The 24474-nt window shown below is 35.9% G+C and carries 21 protein-coding genes; 2 read left to right on the forward strand and 19 right to left on the reverse strand.

All coding sequences use genetic code 11. The annotated features are described in order from the left end of the window. Window positions 1–514 precede the first annotated feature (514 nt). From EUC40_RS16580 to iolG, 10 genes are all read right to left on the reverse strand, one after another. Window positions 515–1570, reverse strand: a complete 1056-nt coding sequence (locus EUC40_RS16580; RefSeq protein ID WP_000417566.1) for an LLM class flavin-dependent oxidoreductase — start codon at window positions 1568–1570, stop codon at window positions 515–517. Between the two features lie 76 nt (window positions 1571–1646). Beyond that, window positions 1647–2090, reverse strand: a complete 444-nt coding sequence (locus tag EUC40_RS16585) for a MarR family winged helix-turn-helix transcriptional regulator (RefSeq protein WP_001205512.1) — start codon at window positions 2088–2090, stop codon at window positions 1647–1649. Between the two features lie 205 nt (window positions 2091–2295). Continuing rightward, window positions 2296–3087: a 5-deoxy-glucuronate isomerase gene (locus tag EUC40_RS16590; RefSeq protein ID WP_156576030.1), complete on the reverse strand. Its 792-nt coding sequence runs from the start codon at window positions 3085–3087 to the stop codon at window positions 2296–2298. A 105-nt stretch (window positions 3088–3192) separates the two neighbouring features. Then, entirely contained in the window at window positions 3193–4038 is an 846-nt protein-coding gene (locus tag EUC40_RS16595; RefSeq protein ID WP_156576031.1) for a class II fructose-bisphosphate aldolase, read from the reverse strand. 65 nt (window positions 4039–4103) lie between these two features. Continuing rightward, window positions 4104–5102 (reverse strand): LacI family DNA-binding transcriptional regulator, encoded by a 999-nt coding sequence (locus tag EUC40_RS16600; RefSeq protein ID WP_071712497.1) that lies wholly within the window; start codon window positions 5100–5102, stop codon window positions 4104–4106. A gap of 72 nt (window positions 5103–5174) precedes the next feature. Further along, on the reverse strand, window positions 5175–6071 hold the full coding sequence (gene iolE, locus EUC40_RS16605; RefSeq protein ID WP_071712618.1) for a myo-inosose-2 dehydratase: 897 nt from the start codon (window positions 6069–6071) through the stop codon (window positions 5175–5177). A gap of 122 nt (window positions 6072–6193) precedes the next feature. Next, entirely contained in the window at window positions 6194–8128 is a 1935-nt protein-coding gene (gene iolD, locus EUC40_RS16610; RefSeq protein WP_156576032.1) for a 3D-(3,5/4)-trihydroxycyclohexane-1,2-dione acylhydrolase (decyclizing), read from the reverse strand. Between the two features lie 154 nt (window positions 8129–8282). Further along, window positions 8283–9746 (reverse strand): CoA-acylating methylmalonate-semialdehyde dehydrogenase, encoded by a 1464-nt coding sequence (locus EUC40_RS16615; protein WP_071712495.1) that lies wholly within the window; start codon window positions 9744–9746, stop codon window positions 8283–8285. Between the two features lie 77 nt (window positions 9747–9823). Continuing rightward, window positions 9824–10822 carry a 5-dehydro-2-deoxygluconokinase gene (gene iolC / locus EUC40_RS16620; protein WP_156576033.1) on the reverse strand — a complete coding sequence of 333 codons (999 nt, stop codon included), beginning with the start codon at window positions 10820–10822 and terminating at the stop codon, window positions 9824–9826. A 98-nt stretch (window positions 10823–10920) separates the two neighbouring features. Further along, complete coding sequence (iolG, locus tag EUC40_RS16625) at window positions 10921–11946, reverse strand: inositol 2-dehydrogenase (RefSeq protein WP_071712493.1); 1026 nt, start codon at window positions 11944–11946, stop codon at window positions 10921–10923. A 489-nt stretch (window positions 11947–12435) separates the two neighbouring features. Here iolG and EUC40_RS16630 point away from each other — a divergent pair, with 489 nt between their 5' ends. Then, window positions 12436–13716: an MFS transporter gene (locus tag EUC40_RS16630; RefSeq protein WP_071712492.1), complete on the forward strand. Its 1281-nt coding sequence runs from the start codon at window positions 12436–12438 to the stop codon at window positions 13714–13716. An 86-nt stretch (window positions 13717–13802) separates the two neighbouring features. On the opposite strand, the gene EUC40_RS16635 is transcribed toward EUC40_RS16630, so the two are convergent. Both EUC40_RS16635 and EUC40_RS16640 read right to left on the reverse strand, forming a co-directional pair. Beyond that, window positions 13803–14804 carry a LacI family DNA-binding transcriptional regulator gene (locus EUC40_RS16635; RefSeq protein WP_071712491.1) on the reverse strand — a complete coding sequence of 334 codons (1002 nt, stop codon included), beginning with the start codon at window positions 14802–14804 and terminating at the stop codon, window positions 13803–13805. 526 nt (window positions 14805–15330) lie between these two features. Beyond that, the gene (locus EUC40_RS16640; RefSeq protein WP_156576034.1) at window positions 15331–15879 is read right to left on the reverse strand and encodes a DUF4865 family protein; all 549 of its coding nucleotides are present in this window, start codon (window positions 15877–15879) and stop codon (window positions 15331–15333) included. Window positions 15880–15999: 120 nt separating this feature from the next. Here EUC40_RS16640 and EUC40_RS16645 point away from each other — a divergent pair, with 120 nt between their 5' ends. Then, window positions 16000–16788 (forward strand): LysR family transcriptional regulator, encoded by a 789-nt coding sequence (locus EUC40_RS16645; RefSeq protein WP_156576035.1) that lies wholly within the window; start codon window positions 16000–16002, stop codon window positions 16786–16788. Window positions 16789–16890: 102 nt separating this feature from the next. Here the strand turns inward: EUC40_RS16645 and EUC40_RS16650 are convergent, their stop codons facing one another. From EUC40_RS16650 to EUC40_RS16680, 7 genes are all read right to left on the reverse strand, one after another. Further along, the gene (locus EUC40_RS16650) at window positions 16891–17892 is read right to left on the reverse strand and encodes a branched-chain amino acid ABC transporter permease (RefSeq protein ID WP_156576036.1); all 1002 of its coding nucleotides are present in this window, start codon (window positions 17890–17892) and stop codon (window positions 16891–16893) included. 1 nt (window position 17893) lies between these two features. Further along, window positions 17894–18754, reverse strand: coding sequence for a branched-chain amino acid ABC transporter permease (locus EUC40_RS16655; RefSeq protein ID WP_000382808.1), 861 nt, complete (start codon window positions 18752–18754; stop codon window positions 17894–17896). A 22-nt stretch (window positions 18755–18776) separates the two neighbouring features. Beyond that, window positions 18777–19478: a branched-chain amino acid ABC transporter ATP-binding protein gene (locus tag EUC40_RS16660; RefSeq protein WP_151628137.1), complete on the reverse strand. Its 702-nt coding sequence runs from the start codon at window positions 19476–19478 to the stop codon at window positions 18777–18779. Then, window positions 19456–20229, reverse strand: a complete 774-nt coding sequence (locus tag EUC40_RS16665) for an ABC transporter ATP-binding protein (protein WP_071712487.1) — start codon at window positions 20227–20229, stop codon at window positions 19456–19458. The genes EUC40_RS16660 and EUC40_RS16665 overlap by 23 nt, the downstream gene beginning before the upstream one ends. Window positions 20230–20318: 89 nt before the next feature. Then, window positions 20319–21536 carry a substrate-binding domain-containing protein gene (locus tag EUC40_RS16670; RefSeq protein WP_071712486.1) on the reverse strand — a complete coding sequence of 406 codons (1218 nt, stop codon included), beginning with the start codon at window positions 21534–21536 and terminating at the stop codon, window positions 20319–20321. Window positions 21537–21828: 292 nt separating this feature from the next. Then, the gene (locus EUC40_RS16675; RefSeq protein ID WP_187130318.1) at window positions 21829–22746 is read right to left on the reverse strand and encodes a CobW family GTP-binding protein; all 918 of its coding nucleotides are present in this window, start codon (window positions 22744–22746) and stop codon (window positions 21829–21831) included. A gap of 110 nt (window positions 22747–22856) precedes the next feature. Further along, a complete protein-coding gene (locus tag EUC40_RS16680; RefSeq protein ID WP_156576037.1) occupies window positions 22857–24293 on the reverse strand; it encodes a flavin monoamine oxidase family protein in 1437 nt (478 codons plus the stop codon). Between the last annotated feature and the right edge of the window lie 181 nt (window positions 24294–24474).

Here is a 24474-nt window from a genome sequence, read left to right on the forward strand (position 1 = left end):
CATCTTGTATGTATTGTCGAAAAATGCGAAATTTCAGTTTTTCAAACTATTGCAATGCTATTTTTTACCTTTTCACTATTTCTGTAGTGTTTTGATTCGTTAATCGAATTGTATAATATACTTACATAATAAATTCAGATGATTTTTGACGTATTATTGACATCATTTTGTCTGAAATATGTCTTTTGGTATTTTTTTGAATAAATTTTTTCGTATTATTAAAATGCATTTTTTGAATGTGATACTTACTTTTACATCAATACAAACATCGTTTTTCTCTTTACACACTTGACTTTCATTCAAAAAAATGTCCTTGAAAACAACAGAGAAAAATACAAGATTTTTGTCAAGAGAAAAATGTATTTTCAAAATTCATTCCTAGCATTTTGTTATTCAAAAATAGAAACCAACTCCCTTCTCCCTAAACTAAAAATTCATTTTTTTGTCATTTTTTCAACCTAAACAATTACATAAAAAAATACCGAGAATCAGTTAGATTCTCGGTATTTTCAAATTATTTCGCTGTATGTTTTCTAACAGCCGGTAAAATTTCAGTAGCAATTAATTCGATATTTTTCTCAATTTTGTCAAATGGTACACCACCGAAATCAATTTGTGCCATAAAACGTTGTTGTCCAAATAATTCATATTGATAAAGCATTTTTTCAATGATTTGCTGCGGGCTACCAATCATTAACGCGTCACGGTAATCTAACGCATTTGTAAATTGTTGCTTTGGATATCCCGCGCCACGTAACGCAATCATTCCAGCATTAATGTGAGGATAATATTCACTTAACGCATCTTGTGAATTTTCTGCTGTATAGAATAAACTCGTTGTTGCAATCGGTAAACTAGCTGGATCAAATCCACTTTGCGCAGCCGCCTCACGATAAGCATCTACTGACACTTTAAAATTAATAGCTGGTCCGCCAAGCGTTGTTATCATCATCGGAACACCTGCGCTCCCTGCTTTAATGGCACTAGCTGGTGGACCACCAACCGCGCGCCAAATTGGTAAGTTATTATTTTTAGCTCTTGGAATAATACCCGCATGTTCAAGTGGTGCTCTGAACTGCCCTTTCCATGTTACATTTTCTTCTTTATTAATTTTCAGTAAAAGATCCATCTTTTCTTCAAATAACTCTTCATAATCATTTACATCGTAACCAAGTAAACTATAACCCCCAATACGAGAACCACGACCAGCTACAATTTCAGCACGTCCATTAGAAATTAAATCAATTGTAGCAAAATCTTCATATACTCGAACTGGATCTGATGTACTTAATATTGTTGCAGAACTCGCTATTTTAATATTTTTCGTTGCTTGTGCAACAGCCCCTAAAATTACTGTGTGGGCTTGCGTTGTAAAATGCGTTTGATGACTTTCACCAACTGCAAATACATCAAGTCCAGCCTCATCTGCTAACTTAGCTGTTTCAATAAGCTCACGAATTCGCTCCCCTGCACTTAATTTTTTTCCATTATGCGGATTTAAAATATGATCCCCAATTGAATATAATCCAAACTCAATTCCTTTACTTGTATCCATACGGTATTTTTCCATAATTGCTCTCTCCTTTATTAATCGGTATTAATTTCCCCTTAATCACTTGATTAGTCAATTGATTCTGTAAAAAAAATTACTCATTCGGTAATTCTTTTTTTTCACTATGCTTATGAACTTTTGTCATCAACTCATAAAGTATTTTCTGCTCTTCTTCATTTAATACATCATCAAAAAATGATGATTGAAATGCAAGTTGCTCTGGCAATGCTCTTTCTAAAGCCGCTTCCCCTTGCTCTGTAAGACTAATGGTTTTCGTCTTCCAATCTTGTTTCCGTATAATATAGCCTTCTTTTTCAAGGCGAGTTAACATTCGAGAAATACCACCTTGTGTAACAGTAACCTTCTCAGCTAATTCCATTTGCGTTAACGGCTGGTAAGTCCGTATTTGTAAAAGTACATCAAATTGAGCTGTCGTTAAATCAAAACGTTTTAAAAACTCATTTGACATCTGATTACTTTGGTTCGTAAATCGTATTAAACGTAACCATATTAACGATCCTATCGTATTATCACGCATGTTTCATCACTTCCTAGCGTTCATCTTATTATCACTTTACTACGCAAGTGATAATAAAGCAAGTTAAAATTATTTATACTTTCTTTTCTCTTATATTTAGCTGTTTTTTGAATAAGTCTCAAAATTCGTCTTACATTTTGATAAAACCAACTAAAAATCAGTGGGAGATAACACCCCACTGATTAAAGTTTCATTTTATTTTTGTCTATTCCTTTTCTGGCCAAATTTTCGCGTTTGGTTCTAATAACCACTTGTGGTCTTCCTCCATGATACGATCATTCCATGGATTATTCTCAAGATGTCGAATCATCCAACAAAAATACATCGCATATCCAGGCGCCGTTGCTTGTGGGTGGTCCAGCTCACCCGGAATTGTAATAAAACTATTATGTACAACGCGATAAGCATCCTCACCAACCATTGCACATCCGAATCCCTGCGGCTTGTTAAAGCGATAATAATATACCTCTGGCTGATCATGATGATGAGGTGGATAACTGGACCATCGTCCTGGATAAGAAATAACTTCTCCTACCACCATATTAGAATATGCTGCGTTATTATAGTCAAAAATTGTCCGAATAACACGCTGTGCCGTTCCATTCCATACGCCTTCTCCAGCTACAACACTTTGACACTCATTTGGAGTATACAACTTGGACGCAAATTCTTGGTCATTATTTGTTTTTTGAACAAGCACTTCACTATCTGAAAGAGCAGTAATTGTAACCTTCACATTTTTAGCAACGTGTAAACACCATGGGTTCTCTTCAAAAACAGACTTTCTTTGAATAACTTGTTCCTTTCCTTCCCACTCTAAACGTATTACCCCTTCTAGTAAAAGAACTGCCGTTTCATTCTTATTATCAAATAGCAACTCTTCCTTTCCATTAGACATCTTATATATACCTATATCCATTAACATATCACTACATTGACCGTTCATTTCTGTTAATACATTATACCCTTCTTTTAATTCGCCTAATTTTCCTAACATGACGTTCTCCCCCTTGTTAATTGGATATTTTCTATCATTCTCTACCTTTTTCAGCTAACTACATTTCGAGTTTCTTCTAACTATTAATGAAGAAATCTTTTCTCGTTATACTCTGTTTTCACTTCCGAATATTCGCATATGATTTTTAACGTTTTCGTATGCGGCCTCAATAACATCCTGATGGTACGTAAAATAATCTGAATAAGGAGTATTCCGAACTGCGGTGTTAACCACAGTGATTACATTCTGAAATGTTGCGGTTGCTACATTAATTTTACGAACGCCATGCTGAATGCATTGCTTGAAATTCTCTGGACTAATGCCAGAACCGCCATGTAATACTAGTGGAATACGAACTACCTCATTAATTTCCTGTAAGCGGTCTAATCGTAAATCAGGATTTCCATTGTACATACCGTGCGCATTTCCAATCGCAACAGCTAGCGCATCTACGTCTGTTTCTTCCGCAAATCGTTTTGCTTCTTTAGTGCTTGTAAGCAACATTTCAATATCTTCTGATCCATCCTCGCTACCACCTACTATGCCAATCTCAGCCTCTACTGTCGCTCCGTACTGTTTCGCAAGTTCTACAATTTCTTTTGTCTTTTGAATATTCTCTTCTAACGGATAGTGAGAGCCATCAAACATAACTGAACTAAAACCAATTTCTAACGTCTCTTTGATCTTCTCAAACGTCATACCGTGATCAAAGTGAACTGCTACTGGAACAGCCGCTTTTTTCGCCGCAGCAACCATCAAAGGACCAATCAGATGAATTGGCGAATGATTCAAACGAACTTCCGCAATTTGTAGAATAAGCGGAGCACGCAATTCTTCTGCTGCTTTAATAGCTCCCATTACCATTTCCATATTAGCGACACTGAAAGCCCCTACCCCATAATTCTCTTGATTTGCCTTGATTAAAATATCTTCCATTTGAACTAATGGCATTACACATTCACCTTTTTCAATATTATTTATTAAATGGAAACACAAATGTCTCGTCTTTTTACTCCTTATGTAAGAGGACAAGTTGATTGCCGAATAATTAACTCCGGGGTAAGAAGCAAACGTTCCTTACAAAGTTTCGGGTGTTTCATCTCTTCAACGAGCATCTCTACTACCCTTGTACCCATTTGCTTCATCGGTTGTGCAATGGTCGTTAACATAGGGGTTGTCGTAGTAGAAAGTACAGTATTATCAAAACCAATAATTGATAAATCTTCAGGGATATTCAGCCCTTCTTCTTTGGCAACCTTCATGACCCCAATGGCCAACAAATCATTACAGGCAAAAATCGCAGTCGGCCTTTCTTGTAGTCTCAAGAGTTGCTTAGCACTCTCATATCCACTTTGAATTGTCGCTTCGGTTTTTACTACATAATTTCGGGGTACAATGATTCCCTCTTCTTGCATAACATCTTTAAAAGCACGTAAGCGAAGCTGATTACTTTTCGCATCCTCTGTAATAATTGCAACCTTCCTATGCTGTAAGGATAGTAAATAGGAAGTAGCTAAATAAGCGCCTTTATAATCATCTACAGTTACAGTGTTGACGGATAGATTGTAGATTTCTGAAGCGATTAAACTAACCGGTACATCCTGCTTTACCATATTCTCTAGTAAACTAGCATTTCTAAAAGCTGAAGCGACAATAAGACCATCAATCCTTTGACGAGTTAACAAGGATAAATACTTCTTTTCTTTCTGTGCATCATTATCCGTATTACATATCATCACATGAAACCCTAGTTCATAGCTTCGGTCCTCAATACTTCTTGCTACTTCAGCAAAAAATGGATTGGAGATGTCAGGGATGAGAAGACCAATCATTTTTGTTTGTTTTCCTGTTAAAGCAGATGCCACGACACTTGGGTGATAATTTAGTTGATCCATAACCTGAAATACTTTTCTCCTCGTACTCTCACTAATATTTCCAGTCCGATTGATTACCTTTGAAACAGTTGATATAGATACACCTGCTTCCTCTGCAACACTATAAATTGTTGGTTTCATATGACACCTCCTTTACCTACTACTACATATTCTTTATACGACATTGAAACTTGCAATCTCACAATACGGAAACTAAAGACCTGCTTTTTCTTGTATAAATTTCCGGGCTTTTAATGCGTATTCAAAAGGATTTGCTAAAGCCGGGTCTTGCTCTGCTTCTACTACAAACCACCCTTTATAATGAGAATTTGCAAGGATAGTAAACACTTCATCAAATACAATTACACCATCCCCAGGAACTGTAAATGCACCATTCTTCACAGCCTGTAAGAAGCTTAATTCGTTTTTCTTTACAGCATCTACTACTTCTTGGCGAATATCTTTTAAATGTACGTGTTTAATACGGGGTAAATATTTTTTCAAAATATAAAGCGGTTCTTCTCCTGAAAAAACAAGATGACCTGTATCAAAAAGCAAGGATACAAGCTCTGGATCCGTCATATCCATTAACTTTTCAATTTCTGCCGTTGTTTGAACACCCGTACCCATATGATGGTGGTATACAATATGTAGCCCCTTTTCCTGAGCCAATTTACCGAGATGATGTAACCCCTCCGCAAGCTTATCCCACTCTTCTTCTGTAAAAACAGGCTTATTTTTAAATAGCGGTACATCCATTAAGCCTTGAATACTATGTCCTTGCTCTGAAACAACGATGACTTTTGCACCCATATCATGCAAGAAATCTCTATGCTTAATAAATGCTTGTATAGTCTCTTCAAGCGGCTTCGTTGTCAAAAACATACTAAACCATGCGCTAGCAATCTCCAGGTTTCTTAATCCCAAAGATTTTTTCAATACAATTGTATTTCTCGGATATTTATTACCTACTTCACTTCCATTAAATCCAGCTAGTGCCATCTCACTAATACATTGTTCAAACGTATTTTCTGCCCCTAGTTCTGGCATATCATCATTTGTCCAAGCAATTGGTGCAATTCCAAGCTTAATCGTGTTTTCTTTGAACATCCCCATATCTCTCCTCTTTGTAAAAGATAATAAAATTCTGCTAAATCCTCTTATCTGTTCGTTAAAAAGAGAGCTTCCTAAACAATATACATGTGGATAAAAAGCTCTCTTTGTGCTCTACTCTAATAAGATCTTGCCTTTCGCAAGTTACTTACTTTACTCTCGTACGCAGCTTGTACACTTTGACTATTAGATATTTCTGCAACACCTACATGCCACCATGACTCATATCCATCTGTCATTGTTTTTGGTAATACTTTAATATCAATCAATGTAGAAACCGTTTGTTTTTTCGCATCTTCAAGCACTTCCTGTAATTGTTCTATCGATGTAACACGATATGTTTTCACACCATATCCCGCCGCACTAGCTGCAAAATCAATTTTCATAATAGCTCCGTTTAATTCACGAGTTTCCTGGTCTCGGTAGCGAAACTCTGTTCCAAAGCTCCCCATTCCATTGCCCATTTGTAAGTTATTAATACAGCCAAATCCGGAGTTATCAAACAATAAAATATTAATTTTTTTATTTTCTTGAAGGCTTGTGACGAGCTCAGAATGAAGCATTTGGTAACTACCATCCCCTACCATTGCATATACTTCCTTCGATGGTTCAGCTAGCTTTGCACCAAGTGCGCCCGCAACCTCATAGCCCATGCAAGAGTATCCATACTCCATATGATACGTATTTGGTTGTCTCGATGCCCACATTCTTTGTAAATCACCCGGAAGACTTCCGGCCGCCCCTACGATAATTGCATCTTCAGGAAGTAATGTATTAATTTGTCCAATGACTGCAGTCTGTGTTAATTGTGTACCAAGTGCGTCTACATACTCATTTATATTCTCATCGAAATGTCCTTCAACTTCTGGTGTGAACTCTTGGTCTGTAAAGCGAATATTATGTAGGCGTACTAATTCTGTTTCCCAAGCCTCTTTTGCATCAGCGATTTCTGCTGTATAGCTAGATCGATAATCAATTGCTTGCAGTTCCTCTATTAGAGCAAGAAGCGCTTCTTTCGCATCCGCTATAACCTTCAATGCATCAAGCTTATTCGCATGAAATTCTGAAATGTTAATGTTTAAAAACTCAACTTCCTCATTTTGAAATAATTGTTTAGATGCCGTTGTAAAATCAGTAAATCTCGTCCCGATCCCAATAACAAGATCCGCTTCCTTTGCAATTGTATTAGCTGCTAAATTTCCAGTTACCCCAACGCCGCCAAGATTATACGGATGACTGCTTTCAATCGCACTTTTTCCAGCTTGTGTTTCTCCAAATGGAATGTGGAATGTTTCGGCAAACTGTTTTAGTTCTTCTGCCGCTTCTGCGTACCTTACACCACCACCGCAAATCATAACTGGCTTTTTCTTTCTCTTAATCATTTCAACCGCATCAGCTAGGCTGGCTTTTGTAGGTAGGCGTCGTTCAATACGGTGAACACGTTTTTGGAAGAAATAACTTGGAAAATCCCAAGCTTCTCCTTGGACATCTTGTGGTAAACAAATTGTTACAGCTCCTGTATCTGCCGGATTCGTTAAAACACGCATGGCATGAATCATGGCTGTCATCAATTGTTCAGGACGATTTACCCGGTCCCAGTACTTACTTACTGCACGAAAAGCATCATTCGTAGAAATAGATAAGTCATGCGTTTGTTCAATTTGTTGAAGAACAGGGTCAGGTTGTCTCGTTGCAAATACATCACCTGGAAGTAGTAAAACGGGAATATTGTTTGCAGAAGCCGTTGCAGCAGAGGTAATCATATTTGCTGATCCAGGACCAACAGAAGAAGTACATGCCATAATTTGTTTTCTATGTTTTTGTTTTGCAAAAGCAACCGCAGCATTTGCCATTCCTTGCTCGTTTCTCCCTTGATATACTTCTAATTCGCCTGCGTCTTCTTCTAAAGCTTGACCTAGGCCTACTACATTTCCATGACCAAAAATTGTAAAGATCCCCTTAATAAACTTTTGTTGCTCTCCATCAAACTCTACATACTGCTCGTTCAAAAATCTCACTAAGGCTTGCGCCGTGGTCATTCTAACAGTTTGCATATCATTTGCTCCTTTCCATCTCTATCAGTCATTTTGCATATGAAAAAGGAGTATTAGGAATTTGCTAGACTCCTAATACTTCCTTCTTATGTTTTAATACTTCCGTTACTTTCGCTTACAAACAACTAGAGCAATTTTACTTCTCTCTTAATCATTATTTTTCCCAACGAGATGTAAGCATTTTCTTCCTTGTATAAAACTCAACGCCGTCAGTACCATTCGCATGAAGGTCACCATAAAAAGAATCTTTCCAGCCAGAGAACGGGAAGAATGCCATTGGCGCTGGAACCCCAACATTAACACCTAACATACCTGATTCAATTGTTTCACGGAATTGACGTACACTTGCCCCGCTATCTGTATAAATGCAAGCCCCATTCGCAAAGCGAGACTCATTCGCAATTTCAATCGCTTCATCCAATGATTTCACACGAACAATTGATAAAACAGGAGCAAAAATCTCATCTTGCCAGATTTTCATTTCTTTTGTAACATGGTCAAAAATTGTTGGCCCTACGAAGTAACCAGCCCCTTTTACAGCTGCATCCTCGCGTCCATCACGAACTAACGTAGCGCCCTGTTTCACACCTGAATCGATGTAACCAATTGTGCGCTCTTTATGGTTATCACGAATCACTGGTCCTAAAAACACATCTTCATCCAGTCCATTTCCAATTACAATTTTATTTGCTTCTTCTACTAGCCTTTCAACTAATTGATCTGCAATTTCTTCTTGTACTGTTACAACAGAAGCAGCCATACAACGCTCACCAGCTGAACCGAATGCAGCGCTAATAATTTGCTTTGTTGCTAGTTCAAGGTTCGCATCATTTAATACAATAGAATGGTTTTTCGCACCAGCTAGTGCTTGAACACGTTTTAAGTTTTCTGTTCCTTTTTTATATACATATTCTGCGACTGGCTGAGAACCTACAAATGAAATTGCCTTCACTAATTTATGTTCAAGAAGACCGTTTACTACATCATGTGCACCATTTACAATATTTAATACGCCTTTTGGTAAGCCTGCTTCTTCAGCTAATTCAGCTAATTTCGCCGCTAGAATTGGTGTACGCTCTGAAGGTTTTAATACAAATGTATTACCACAAGCAATTGCAAGTGGGAACATCCAGCATGGAACCATCATCGGGAAGTTAAAAGGTGTAATACCGCCTATAACACCAATTGGATAACGATACATACCAGACTCAATACCTGTCGCAATATCAGGAAGCTGTTTTCCCATCATTAATGTAGGAGCACCCGCTGCAAATTCCACACACTCAATACCACGAAGAACTTCACCGTAAGCTTCGTTATAGCTTTTCCCATTTTCAATCGTAATAAGTTTCGCTAACTCTTCCCAGTTATCTACTAGTAATTGTTGATATTTAAATAGAATACGAGCACGTTTTGGCACAGCTGTTTTAGACCAAAGTTGGAACGCTTTATTTGCTGCTAGTACAGCTTGTTCAACATCTTCTTTCGTTGAAAGTGGTACTTGAGCGATCACTTCTCCTGTTGCAGGATTATATACAGCTTCCATCTTAGTTGAAGAAGATTCTACCCATTCGCCACCAATGTAGTTTTTTACAATTTGTGCTGTTTGTACTGTCATATTAATTCTCTCCCTTTTATTTAATGTAGAAGCGTCCTTAGGATACGCCCTTACTAGATTATTGTTTTATGAAGTTTCTATACAATTTCCTCAGCCGTTTCCATGAATGTAGAAATCTCTGCCCTTGTTGGCATTGCATCAGAACAGCTATGTTTTGAAATAACAATTGAAGCCGAAGCCCCTCCTAATCGCATCGCTTGAGGAATCTCAAGCCCTTGCATTAAACCGTAAATAAATGCAGAAGCGTATGAATCACCAGCTCCGAACGTCTTTAATACCTTTGTTTTAAAGATACCGCCTCGGTGAGATTGACCGTCTCTCGTATAAGCGATTGAACCATCCCCGCCGTGTTTAATTACAACAATTTTCGCATGATGAGAAAACCATCTTTCAGCTGTAACTTGATCATTAGATTGTTCGTAGTTTAATAGTTTTTCCATCATATTGAATTCTTCACGCGTTCCAATAATGACATCAGACTTTTCAGCCGCAAGATTGTAATACACAGCCGTTTCAGCTTCGGACTGCCATGTATAAGGGCGGTAATCAACATCAAAAAATACGACTACATCATGCTTACGCGCATATTCTAGTGCTAAAAATACCGCCTCGCGAGAAGGGCTTTTTGCTAAAGCTGTCCCTGAAATTAAGAGTACTTTTGATTGCTTAATATAGTCCTCAGATACTTCTGTTGGATCAAGATTTAAATCTGCAACATTGTCACGATACATTAAAATACTGCAATCTTCAGGACTTTTAATTTCTGTAAACGCTAGACCAGTCACTGCCCCAGTACGATCAATACAGATCTGATCTGTATTAATATTATTGTCCTTAAGGTACCCTGTAATAAAGCGGCCCATTTGGTCATCGGACACTTTACCGATAAATCCCGTTTGTAAGCCAAGACGTGCCGTACCTATCGCAATATTGGCAGGAGATCCCCCCACATACTTAGTAAACGTTCTTGTTTCTTCCATAGGACGTTGTGTTTCATTGGCATTTAAATCAACGCATAAACGTCCAACTGCGATAAGATCTAATGGACAATCTTCTTTAAATATAAGTGGATTCATTATTACTACCTCCCGTTCTTTATGTAAAGGAATGGTTAAGAGTTTTTGATGACCATACTATGTACAACTCTTTAACCACCCCTAATTAAGCGCTTTCTTTACTGGTTTAATGCGGGCTGTTTATGTTCAATTTGAACAGGTTTTCCTGTTAATAAAGATTCCTTCGCAGCTTTCGCAATTCGTTCTGCCTGTAACCCATCATTACCACTGCAAATAACAGCTTGTCCTTCTATAATTGACTTTGTAAATTGTGTTACTTCTTCAATGTAAGCCTGCGTATAACGCTCTAAGAAGAAATAAAGCGGCTTATCTTTTACAACACCTTCTGTTTTTGACACTTGGACTGTTGTTGGGCAGCAATTATCCGCAGCGACTGCTCCTTTTTCACCAAACACTTCAAGACGCTGGTCATATCCATAAACAGCTTGGCGACTATTATCAATTACCCCTAAAGCTCCATTCGCAAATTTCAATGTGACAATTGCCGTATCAACATCGTTTACTTCTTGAATGGACGGATCAATTAATGTTGTTCCATATGCAAATACTTCAACAACTTCACTATTCATTACGTATCTGGCCATATCAAAATCATGAATCATCATATCCATAAACAATCCACCTGAAGAACGAACATATTCTATACTTGGCGGTTGTGGATCTCTAGACGTAATTTTTAAAATATGTGGGTGTCCCACTTCTCCTTGTTGAATAAGATCATACACTTTTCTGAAGTTAGGATCGAAACGGCGATTAAAACCTACTTGAAGAGATACTCCTTGTTCTTTTACCACTTCTAATGCTTCTAATGTTTCTTCTACCGAAAAACTAACAGGCTTTTCGCAAAAAATATGTTTTTTTGCAAGAGCCGCTTCTTTAATAATTTGCGCATGTGTATTTGTTGGTGAACAAATAAATACAGCATCAATTTCTGGATCTGCTAATAAATCCTGATAGCTAGTTGTCAAAGTGGAAATCCCTTTGTCTTGAGCCCATTTTTCTAAATGATTAATTATCACATCTGAAACCGCTTTAATTTTCACTTGTGGCATAAGCTGTAAATTATCAACGTGTAATTTTCCAATTCGTCCAGCACCAATAATCCCAATCGTTAAAACATTCATATGATTTCTCCCTCTTCATTTAAATTTAAGAAACGAAATGAAAGTCTATAAGGTTTAGCGCATCATTTTAGTTAAGCGCTTTCCCTACTTTTCTTCATTATACATACTAAATCCTAAAATTCAAACAATTTTATTTTTTATAATTATTTTTATCCAAATTACAAATTTCCTGTACAACACTACTACAATTCGCTTGAAAATTTATAATAAGAAAAGGAGAATCTAAATAATTACAAGTAATCCATTAAAAAACACCGATATAACAAAGAGAATTAAACCCTTTATATAGTAAACTCCCATCTTGAAGTTATTAATTTCTGTTCATACTTACGATTATTTTAGTACCTAATAAGCCTATAGGTTGCACCTTTATGAAAGAAAGTTGTAAATTGTCAAAAAATTTTATTGACGCTCCCTTTATGTAAGCGTATACTTTTTTTATCAAAAAGAATTAAGCGCTTAACCAAAAAAATAATCGGTGGTGGGAGAATGAACGCAATTAGTTCAAACAGAACATTTATGGACAAGATTGGTATCCCTTCTAATTTAACTTGGGGATACATAGGAATTATTGTTTTTATGATCGGGGACGGTTTAGAGCAGGGATGGTTATCCCCTTATCTCGTTGAAAATGGTTTAACGTTAGAGCACACTGCTTTTTTATTTACCATTTATGGAATTACTGTATCTGCTTCTTCTTGGTTTTCAGGGGTATTTGTACAAATGTGGGGACCAAGAAAAGTAATGACATTTGGATTAGTATCATTCATTTTAGGTTCAATTGGTTTCATAGGTATAGGCATTGAAAGTATGAATTATCCCGTTATATTACTTTGCTACGCTCTCAGAGGATTTGGTTATCCGCTATTTGCTTATTCTTTCTTAGTTTGGGTATCTTACAGCACTCCTCAACAAATGCTTTCAAGGGCAGTCGGATGGTTCTGGTTCGTATTCCAGCTTGGTTTAAGTGTTATAGGAGCCTTTTATTCTAGTTATATGGTTCCTAAAATCGGGGAAGTTGCTACTTTATGGAGCGCCTTAATTTTTGTTGTTGTCGGGGGACTATTCTCAATTGTTGTAAATAAAGACAAATTTAAAAAACAACCCGTAAGCGCTAACAAGTCAAGCGAATTACTAAAAGGCATTACCATCGCATTTGAAAATCCTAAAGTTGGTATAGGTGGTATTGTTAAAATTATAAACTCAGCCGCTCAATTTGGATTTGTCGTTTTCCTACCTACTTATATGATGAAATTTAATTTTACAATGACTGAATGGCTTCAAATTTGGGGTACTCTATTCTTTGTAAATATGGTGTTTAATATAATTTTTGGTATTGTTGGAGACAAGTTCGGTTGGGTCAATACGATTAAATGGTTCGGGGGAGTAGGATGCGGAATTGTAACACTCGCACTTTATTATGTACCACAACTCGTAGGACATAACTATTGGGTAATATTATTTGTTGCATGTTGCTATGGAGCAACGCTTGCTGGCTATGTACCTCTTACAGCTTTAGTACCATCTTTAGCTCCTGAAAATAAAGGGGCCGCAATGTCTGTTTTAAATTTAGGTTCAGGATTATCTGCCTTTGTTGGTCCATTAGTTGTAACTGCATTCATCGGCCCATTAGGTGTAGGCGGCGTTATGTGGATCTTTGCTGGTTTATACTTCTTTGGTGCATTTTTAACTCATTTCCTTACTATTCCGAAAGAAAATAAAATTAGACAAGATTTAAATACTGAAGGTGGAGAGCAATACTCCGTATAAGTTCTTACTAGAAAGAAGGGCATCATAACTGCACATAGTTACGATGCCCTTTTTGTTACTTTCAAATAGGATACTAAAAACAGCTATCATGTAATATCCTTTACCGAGGAGCGCTCTACTAATTGTGGGATAATTGTGATTTTTTGCTTAGCATGGGCTGTCACTTCCATCGTTTTTAGCAGTTGTTCAAACGTACAAGATGCCATTTGTTTAATCGGCTGTTCAATCGTTGTTAACCCAGGATCTGCAATCTCAGCATAAATAGTATTATCAAAGCCGATAATTGATAAATCTTCTGGAATAGAAAGCCCTTGTTTTCTTGCTTCATTCATTAGGCATATAGCAATTAGATCTGTACAAGCAAATACTGCTGTAGGTCTATTAGGTAACTTAAGTAATTCTTTACTCGCACGTTTGCTATCTTCAACTGTAGAATAACAGCTAATTATAGCATCATCATTTAAGGAAACCCCAGAATCCATAAGAGCCTGTTTAAAACCACTTAGTCTCCCTATGCTACTCTTTCTATCTTTCTCCATCATAATCGTTAAAGATTTATGACCTTTCTGTGTTAAATAATGTCCAGCTAGATAGCCTCCCCTCATATCATCAGTTGTCACTACATGAGTTGTGATGGAAGGATGATCTACAGTAAATAAAACAAGTGGCAAATCTCGATTTACTATTTTTTTAACTAGTTTATAATCATTGAGTTCCGTTGCAATAATAATACCATCTACTTGCTTTTTAAATAGTAAATCAATATATTCATGCTCACGTGTTGTTTGATGGTCTGTACTGCATAAAATGAGTGTATACCCTGATTCTCGCGCACTATTTTCAAAAGCTCTTGCTACTTCTGCAAAAAAGGAGTTTGAGATATCTGGAACAAGTACCCCAATCGTATATGTTTTTTTACCTGTTAACGCTGCTGCTACACTACTTGGCTGATAATCTAATTCATCCATTACCTTATTTACTTTGTTTATTGTTTTTTCACTAATACGCCCTGTTTGATTAATTACCTTGGATACAGTCGCAATTGATACACCTGCTTTTTCAGCAACATCATAAATTGTTGGTTTCACTTTGATTGTCCCTTCTTAATCATCTTTGTATTAATATTATTATAAATAAATTTCGCTTTTTGGTACACACATGAAGTTTAATTTAAATCTACAAATACCTCTACTTCTAAGCTCGCTCCCACATACTTACATAAGATAAGGCCCTATTCTAAGTCGCTATTTGAACTGATAAAGTGAAACTTTAATCAGTGGGGGTTTTCTTCATCCCCCACTGATTATTAGCCTTCACCAATCGGACTTTTATGGGCAGTTGATCCCCCACCTAACTTCTTTGCTTTCGCTGAATTTTGAGGTGGGGGTCTTACTGCCCATTAAAGCGGGATAAATTTGGTTTTATTAAAATGTTGACTTAAAAATAAATTTTGTTTAAAAAGTTACTGCGTAGATTCATTTCATCATAAAAAAATCCCTTGAATTTCGAAAAAAGATTGATCAAAATTCAAGAGATTTATAATTTATCTTTCAATATTTTATAAAACAGAACAATCATATTTCAGGGGCATTAACCTTCACTTCAAATCCATAATTACTGCGATATATATACTATCTCATATATTGTAATACCCTTCATTTCTTCAATTTCAGGCTTCTCTTCATAAAAATGAAACTGACTATATCCCCATTTATCCGGATTATATACTATCACATTTCCCAAGCAATTTTCTGTATTTTGGACATTCTGATTCGAACTGTTAAATTGAGTCCCAATCAATGATTCCTTTTGAGAAATACTCCCTACATATTCAACAGCATACCTACTTTTTTTAAACTCATTACTTAAATTAATCACTAAAGGGACACCTATATTTATTTGTTGCCACCCAAACGATTGTAAAATATTATCGTAATACCCTTCAAATATAAATTTGTTCATCCCTTCATGACCATTCCAAATATATAAAGGGGCATAACAGTTATAGAAATTCCCATCTTTACCTGCCTCAGTAATTAAATACGCCTTGAAATTCAATTCTTGAAAACCATCTGTTTTATACCCATTATCCTTTACCCTTTTCTTAATAATCCCCATGTCATAATCCTTTGGTAAAATGATCTTATATTGCATTCCAATCATGATTATCACTCTCTTTCGATCTTATATATATAATGATAAATCGACGACCGGCTAACGTAAAATAGGTATAAATTATGTTTGATATCATTTATAATGATACCAAACAAGGGGCTGAGATAAATGGAAATTAATGATCTTATCATATTCAAAACTGTAGCCAGTGAAGGTTCTATTAGTAAAGCTGCTAAAGAATTAGGGTATGTTCAACCGAACGTAACGGAGCGTATTAAAAAATTAGAACAAGAGTTAGAAACCCCTTTACTACATAGAGATAACAAAGGTGTTTCTCTGTTACCTTCTGGTGACATTTTATTAGACTACACAAATAAAATATTAACTCTATTAGAAGAAGCAAAAAATGAAATTAAAGCGAGCGGTACTGCTTTTGTAATAGCGACATCACAATCTATTTTGACAAGTTATTTAAGTAAGCGTATTAAAGAAAATTTCAGGAATTATCAAATATACATAGAAAGTAGTAGCCATTTAAAAAAACTACTACAGCAACAAAAAGTTGATATGGTCATAACGTATGAGGATTATTCCGACGTAGCGTTTAAAAAAGTGTTTACTACACCAATTTCAGTAGGCTTATTAAAAACGAAAGAAAAGTATACCATTGACTATTCAAAGGAACTTTTTTTCGTAAGTAACGATAAGAAGTGTCCTTTTCGAAATAAGACAATACAATTTCTTAAAGAAAACGGTCTATCCCAGCATCAACTTCAACAATTGGATTCTTATCCGCTTATTGAAGAATTCATTAATGATGGAAAAGGAATAGCCTTTTTACCAGTTAAAAATGATATATTAGTAACCATTGAAGATGCTCCCATAGAGAAATTAGCTGTTCATTTTTTTACGAATGGAAACTTTATAAAACATATCCCTGATGAACTATTTGATTAATATAATGACTTTGTTTACAAACTAATAAATTACTTACACCAATAAAAATCCCTCCTTCACTAATCGAAAAGAGGGATTTTCATATTATATACAATTGATTTTTCACACGTTTTGCTCCACTCCTGCGCTTTTCTCCTTCTTACTCCTTTTAAAGCCATTCAACTTCTTAACCGTTCCAACTAACCCTTTCGGAAAAACTAGCAACACGATAATATACAATAAACCTAACATAATCGTCCATCTTTCAAAAATTGGATACTCTGTCGCTAGTTCTGATAAATAATATTTCAGCGATTCAATTATGCCAGCTCCAGCAATGGCCCCTATTAATGTTCCAACTCCTCCAATCATTGTCATCAACAATGCATTTAATGTCATTTCAATTGAAAATACCGTCGTATTTACAAAACGCAATGTGATAACAAATAACCCACCGCTAATTGTAGCTACTACTCCCGCCACTACACTCGCGATTATTTTATAATGAAGAACTTTATACCCAAGCGCTTCAACACGTTGTTCATTTTGTGAGATCGCCTTCAATACTTTTCCAATAGATGATTTTGTGAAAAGACGCAACACAATGAAAATAGTAATTAGACATATGAATGTTACATAATAAAATGTAAAACGATCACGGAATACATCTGGTACACCAAATGTAAAACCATCTCCTCCGTGGGTAAGCCCACGCCATTTTTCAGCAAGTACGAAAAATAACTGTGAAATAGCAAGTGTTAACATTGCATAAAAATGACTTTTCAATCGTAAAGAAAGTAAACCAATTATATAGCTAACAATTGCCGAAACGATAATTGCAGCTACAATTCCTATTAAAAAGTTCGTTATCGATACTCCTTGCCGATCAAATAAAAGTGCTACCCCATATGCTCCTATTCCAAAGAACATACAATGACCGAACGATACAATTCCTGTATACCCAAGCAATACATCGAAACTCATTGCAAAAATAGCAAAGATGAAGATTTGAGTGAATAAAATTAACAGGCTCCGTGAATCATTTACGAACGGAAATACACTTAAACAAATGAGCGTAAATACTCCAAAGTATACTTTAATTCGGTTCGATGTGCCGTTCACCATTTCACCCCTTTTCACCAACAAGTCCAGTTGGCTTCACTATTAAGAAAAATAGTAACATTAACATATTAATTGCAAGTGATAGATCTGGCATGAAATAGGCTGTAAACGCACCAGCTAATCCGACAATTAAAGAAGCGATGGCTGAACCTTGTACGCTTCCTAATCCCCCAATTATTACTACAATAAAAGCTAAAATTGCATATTGCATACCCATTTCTGCGAAAATCACGCCTGAATATGGTGCAAGTAGGAATCCACCTAACGCCGCCATTCCCGCTCCTAGTAAAAAAACGAAAGAAAATATCGCTTTTACATTAATGCCGAGCGCTTGCACCATCTCTTTATCCATTACACCAGCGCGGATCATAAGACCTATCTTTGTTTTTTTGAGTAATAATAGTAATGCAATGTAAATGAGTATCCCGATTACAATAACGAACAGACGATATTTAATTAATATAACGCCTCCGAATGTAAAACTTCCTTGTAGCCATAAAGGTAATTTTGCACTAATTGGATTGGGTCCCCAAAATATTTTGATACATTCACTTAGAACGAGCATTCCTCCGAGCGTAACGAGTAGTTGCCGAACATGATTTCCATACACAGGCCTAATAAGAAATCTTTCTAAAATAAAACCAAGTAACATTCCCATAGCTACCGCTCCAACTAATGCTAAAAAATAACTACCTGTCATATTAAATAGCCAAACGCCTGTAAAAGCTCCCCATGCAAATAAACCACCATGTGCAAAGTTCAATACACTCATTAATCCGAAAATAAGTGATAGACCAGATGCCAATAAAAATATAAGCATCCCTGTCGAAACGCCATTTACAAATAAGTTAATTAACACATCCACGTTCTATCCCCCCGTATCAATGTTAAGAAATTCCTAAATATTTTTGACATGTTTCCTTATCCTCGCGTAATTCATTCATGAAACCGTTATGCACAATTTTCCCATTATCCATAATGTAAAAATAATCCCCAATTTGACTAGCCATCATAAAGTTTTGTTCGACAAGTAAAACTGTGGTTTTCTCTTTCATCTTCAAAATAGCTACCATTAATTTCTCTACCATAATTGGGGCCAGCCCTTTGCTCGGTTCATCAATTAATAATAATCCATCACTATTAATAAACGCTCTTGAAATGGCCAACATTTGCTTTTGTCCTCCGCTCAAAAGCCCACTTTTTTTATTCCAAAACTCCTTTAAATCCGGAAATAGTTTGAGCATCCAATCTATTTTCTCTTCCGCTTCTTCTCCCTTTCCCCTAGCAAGAGCAAATGTTTCTTCTACTGTTAAATCATGAAAAATACCTTGATTTTCTGGTACATAACCTATACCTTTTCTTGAAATTAAATGGGTAGATAATCCATTTACTTGTGCACTATCATAATAAATTTCACCACCTGCAATCCGGTGAAATCCCATAACCGAGCGTAATGTCGTAGTCTTCCCTGCCCCGTTTCTTCCAAACAGTACAGTAATCGTCCCTTTCTCAACAGTGAGATTTACCCCTTGTAAAATATGAAACTGATCTAAATACGTCTCTATGTTATTCACTTGTAATAGTGCCACTATATAATCCCCCTAAATAAGCACTTTGTACGCGCTCATCTTGCATAATTTCTTCCGGCAAACCTTCCGCCAATAACTCTCCATGAAATAAAACAATAAGATGATCTGATAAATCGATTACCATATCCATTTTGTGTTCGATAAGTACAATTGTGCTCTCTGGATGTTTCTTAATATTTTCAATTACTTGTAAAATAGCAGGTACCTCCTCAACTGATATACCTGCTGTCGGTTCATCAAGTAGTAACACATCCGTTTTTAAAGCTAATAACATCGCAAGCTCAAGTTTTCTTTTTTCCCCATGTGCTAAATCTTTCGCTAATATATTCTCTTTCTCATGAAGTAGTACTGTCTTTATATACCGTCGAGCCTCTCCGATTTGCTGTTTCAAACGTGAGGAATTAGGAAAGAAACTATAGTAATCTTGAACAAATGATTGAACGCTTAAACGAACATTTTCAAGTACCGTTAACTCTGGGAATATGTTTGTAAGCTGAAAAGAACGACCGATTCCTAAGCGCGTTCGATCTGAAATCGATAAGTTTGTAATATCTTGGCCCTTAAAATACACTGCACCTTTTGATGGAGAAATCTGGCCACTTAGTAAATTAAATAATGTTGTCTTTCCCGCACCATTCGGTCCAATAATAGAAATGAGCTTTCCCTTTTGTACTTTTAAATTTACATCTTTAATAACATGATGTTCACCGAAAGATACGCTAAGATTTTTCGTTTCTAGCAAATGCGTCACAAAATCCCTCCCTTTAAAGATTTGAGTATGAAAGAAATACGTATAAAGAGAGTATCCCCTCTTTATACAAAAACAACAGAAAATTCAGTCTATTTATTCTGAACTGGTGGTTCTGTCTCTTTCATTGTCAATTCTCTCTCTAAAACAGGTACTGGATACTCCACACCATCCTGCTTTTTCAATGTGATAGAATAAAGTGTCTGCATCGCTTGATGGTCCTTCTCTCTAAATTTCATCTTTCCTTTCGGTGTATCAAATTCCATTCCTTCCATTTTCTTAATCAATGTATCTACATCTGTATCACCTTTTGTTTTCTTTAAAGCTTCCACAATAGAAATTGCCGCTGACATTCCTCCTGCTGTAAACAAATCGGGCACTGCTCCATTAAAACGTTTTTTATGTTCTTCAACTAACCAATCGTTCACTTTATTTTTAGGAAGTTTGTGATAATATACAGAAAAACCTTGCATTCCTACTAATGCATCCATCGTTTTTAACGCCGCTATATCTGGCGCGCCAGTAGAGATTTTAATACCTTGTGCTTCCACATTCATATCTTTCAGCTGTTTCCACGGCGAATTTGCACCTGCCCAAACGATAAATAAATAATCTGGTTTTGAGCTAATGATATTTTGAATATTAGCTGTGAAATCCGTTGAGTTCGTATCTGCGTATTGCTCATTTACAATATTCGCACCTAGTTTCTTCGCTCCCGCTTTAAATGCTGCAATTCCTTCGCGACCGAAAGCATTATCTGGTGCGAACGTCGCAATCTTTACATCTTTTTTAGCAATTGAAGCAGCTCCAGCAATCGCATCTTGCGAAGAGCTTCTTCCTGTTCTAAAAACATATTTATTCCAGTTCTTCCCGGTAATACTATCTGCAACTGCCGGTTCAACAACCATAATTTTTTCATATTCTTCAGCTAGTGGTAATACTGCTAATGTATCACTTGAACTGGACGATCCGACTAAGAAATCAACTTTCTCTTCTTCTAATAACTTCGTAGCTTTTTTTACTGCTACATCTGCTTTCGTTTCCGTATCCTCTACAACAAACTTAATCTTTTTCCCTTCCACTTTTCCCGTCCCACCAGTTGCATAATCTAACCCTAATTCAAACCCGTTCACTGTTTGTTTTCCATACGATTCTAGTGGACCTGTTAATGAAGCAAGAACCCCTACCTTAATCGTTTTTTCATCCTCAGTACTTGTCTTCTTACCTGAACAAGCTGCTGTTACCAATAGCGATCCTAAAACACAACCAGTAACCACCGTTTTTAGCCATTTACGTTTTTTTGTCGACATTGTGATCCTCCCCATACTTTACTTTCTGATAGAATCAAACACGCCAAATTCCCCTGTCCGTAATCATGACTTTTCAACTTCAAAATTTGTATTGGAAAACTCTTGTAGTAACCTCTACATTCGGCATAAATCTATAATCACCTTCCTATTAAATGGAAACGGACATACAATCAATATATATTCTGCTTTTCAAATGAAATTACTGTTTCATTACAGTATTCATCACGAAAAAAACTGCAAATAATTGACTTAAGTTATGAAGTCAATTATTTGCAGCCTACCTAAAAAGTACTTAATTATTTTCTACCTTCGCTAATCCTTCAACCAATTGCTTCTTATCTATCCCTTCCCCTATAACTACCAAGTTAGTCGGGAAACCGAAATCTTGTTCCAGTAAAGTTGGTACCCCGAATGAATATTGGAATAGGTGTGGGTATTTATCTCCATGGAATTTCACAAAACCTTTCACACGATAAATACTATCTGGTAAATTCGAAAGCCATTCATATAATTTGTCTTGATCAATTGATTTCGTAAATTGATACGTCATCGTTTGTATATGTAGATGCTGTTTTACATGCAAGGTCTCGTGTTCCCCATCATTTATAAATTCAGCTTCTTCTATATCTTTTAAAGATATATTACAATACTTTGTTTCAAACAATTTCGCATGATTATTTATTGCTTTCACATCTTCAAGTACTTTGTTTTTATCTGCTTCTGTTAGTAAATCTGATTTATTAATTAAAATGTGGCTACCAAACTTCATTTGTTCATGCAACAATTGCTGAACGTTTGCACTTAATATACTTCGATTTAACCATCTTACTGCATCTAAAACGACTACAATTGATTTCACTTCTAGGAAAGGTGCTAATATTGGTGATACACATGCATCTAACACTTCAATTGGATGCGCTACACCTGTTGTTTCTATATAAATTACATCTGGTCTTTCTTGCTGATATAACGAATGCAACTGTATTTCAAGCTCTTCTTTTAATGTACAACAAATACATCCTTTAAGTAGCTCTCTTAAAACATTCTCTTTTCCAATAATATCTGTATCTACTGAGTACTCACCAATCTCATTCATTAACACTGCAACTTTTCTATTCTTCTTTTTCTCCGCTAACAATAGATTTTGTAATAATGTTGATTTTCCACTACCTAAAAAACCACCTAATATATGAATTTCTACTTTATTCATTCGACCGACCATCCATTTCTTTATTTCAAACGTATTCAAAGCGTAATAATTACGATTTATATTTATCATTTTATTAAAAGAACAATCATTTGTAAATACAACTACTAGATTCACTGTTCATTTACTTCATACGCAACTCTAATTCCAGATTCAATTGCTCCTTGCATCCATCCGTGTGTTAATGTCGTATGCTCACCTGCAAAATGCACTTTTCCAGCTGGCGGCGCAATATACGGAAATAACTCTAGCTCTTGACCCGGCTCAAAAGCTGTAAATGCTCCGCAAGAATACGGATTTTGACTCCAGCTAAATGATGTACCTGTAACAAACTCACTATAGACGATGTCACCATATATTTCTGCTAAATTTTTTAATGCGTAACGAATACGCTCTCTTTGCGGAAGACTATCCCATGTTAACGCCTCATCCGCCCACGTATAACTAGCCAAAATTACAGCTGGGCCTGGCGTATGAAGCCCATAACTTGGATAGTATGTAAATCGAATCGGCAAATCTGTAATAGATTTCCCACCACACTGGCCCGCTCTTTCCCAAAATCTACTTTTAAACTCTATCGCAATTTTAGTCGCAGCTATATAGTTTAATTCACGAATTGCCCGCCTTTTAAAATAAGAAAATAAATCATAAGGCTGAATCTCAACAAAACGTAACGCCGAAAATGGGATGGTAACAATTGCAATATCACCTGTGACTGTATATTGCTCTAACGTTTGTTCATGGTTTACTTGCATCGTCACTTTGTTATCTTCTTGTATAATTTCCCCAACCTTATACTGCATAAATATATTTTCATTTAGCTGCGGTAAAAAGGCTTTTGGTAATGCATCCATCCCGCCAGTAATCTCATAATATTTCGTCGTTGAAGTAAAGAAGATCATTTCACGTAATACTTCAATTAAAGACATTCCCATATACGCTTCCATATCAAGAAGTACCCCAATCATATCTATTGCTCCATCTGAGTAATACTCTGTTAAAAATGATCCAAGTGAATATGTTTTATACTTTGTTTCAACGATAATCCAGTTTTTATTAGGATCTTTTTTAATAAAATTAAGTATTGGTTCTAAAACTTCTAACATTAACTCTTCTGCTGTTTTTTCTTTTTCGTTTTCTAAAACGGGATATTTAAGTATACTTGGATTTTTTTCAAACGTACTCAATCTCGTTCTAATATGATTTGCATAAATGATATCTGAAGGAGTTTTATTAATAAAAAGATTTAACGGCAGCTTAAATTTACGGATGTACGCTAAAGTTAACTCGTGAGTTTCAGGAATTCTCATCGGTCCTGCATTAAAATATAAACCCGCACTAAACGGTTCACGAATCGTATATATTCTGCCACCTATCCGGTTATTTGCTTCTACAATCGTTATTGTATGGCCCGCTTCTTTTAATAAAGATGCTGCGACTAAACCAGAAATCCCTGCACCAGCAATTATAATGCGTTTGGGCATTTTCGTTTTTACAAGTCCTACATTGATGATATGAAGCATTTTTTCTATCGTTAATGGCTTCAGCATACCCTTTTCCCCTTTTATAAAGGATTTTACTGAATTATATTCGGTTAATTTGATTCCTATGTTTTGTGCAAGGAATTGCACGGATACATTTTCAAATACTTGAATATCTTTTATAAAATGTAATAAACTAGATATGACTCTATAGAAGTAAGACGTATTATCTTACATAATAAAATTAATG

This window comes from Bacillus luti, assembly GCF_009739945.1.
In the GTDB taxonomy this organism is placed as follows: Bacteria; Bacillota; Bacilli; order Bacillales; family Bacillaceae_G; genus Bacillus_A; species Bacillus_A luti.

Bases quoted from the DNA above. Each gene is read 5' to 3' on its own strand.
- EUC40_RS16580 (WP_000417566.1), bottom strand. From the start codon at position 1,570: ATGGAAAAATACCGTATGGATACAAGTAAAGGAATTGAGTTTGGATTA.
- EUC40_RS16585 (WP_001205512.1), bottom strand. From the start codon at position 2,090: ATGCGTGATAATACGATAGGATCGTTAATATGGTTACGTTTAATACGA.
- EUC40_RS16590 (WP_156576030.1), bottom strand. From the start codon at position 3,087: ATGTTAGGAAAATTAGGCGAATTAAAAGAAGGGTATAATGTATTAACA.
- EUC40_RS16595 (WP_156576031.1), bottom strand. From the start codon at position 4,038: ATGCCATTAGTTCAAATGGAAGATATTTTAATCAAGGCAAATCAAGAG.
- EUC40_RS16600 (WP_071712497.1), bottom strand. From the start codon at position 5,102: ATGAAACCAACAATTTATAGTGTTGCAGAGGAAGCAGGTGTATCTATA.
- iolE (WP_071712618.1), bottom strand. From the start codon at position 6,071: ATGTTCAAAGAAAACACGATTAAGCTTGGAATTGCACCAATTGCTTGG.
- iolD (WP_156576032.1), bottom strand. From the start codon at position 8,128: ATGCAAACTGTTAGAATGACCACGGCGCAAGCCTTAGTGAGATTTTTG.
- EUC40_RS16615 (WP_071712495.1), bottom strand. From the start codon at position 9,746: ATGACAGTACAAACAGCACAAATTGTAAAAAACTACATTGGTGGCGAA.
- iolC (WP_156576033.1), bottom strand. From the start codon at position 10,822: ATGAATCCACTTATATTTAAAGAAGATTGTCCATTAGATCTTATCGCA.
- iolG (WP_071712493.1), bottom strand. From the start codon at position 11,946: ATGAATGTTTTAACGATTGGGATTATTGGTGCTGGACGAATTGGAAAA.
- EUC40_RS16630 (WP_071712492.1), top strand. From the start codon at position 12,436: ATGAACGCAATTAGTTCAAACAGAACATTTATGGACAAGATTGGTATC.
- EUC40_RS16640 (WP_156576034.1), bottom strand. From the start codon at position 15,879: ATGATTGGAATGCAATATAAGATCATTTTACCAAAGGATTATGACATG.
- EUC40_RS16645 (WP_156576035.1), top strand. From the start codon at position 16,000: ATGGAAATTAATGATCTTATCATATTCAAAACTGTAGCCAGTGAAGGT.
- EUC40_RS16650 (WP_156576036.1), bottom strand. From the start codon at position 17,892: ATGGTGAACGGCACATCGAACCGAATTAAAGTATACTTTGGAGTATTT.
- EUC40_RS16670 (WP_071712486.1), bottom strand. From the start codon at position 21,536: ATGTCGACAAAAAAACGTAAATGGCTAAAAACGGTGGTTACTGGTTGT.
- EUC40_RS16675 (WP_187130318.1), bottom strand. From the start codon at position 22,746: ATGAATAAAGTAGAAATTCATATATTAGGTGGTTTTTTAGGTAGTGGA.
- EUC40_RS16680 (WP_156576037.1), bottom strand. From the start codon at position 24,293: ATGCTGAAGCCATTAACGATAGAAAAAATGCTTCATATCATCAATGTA.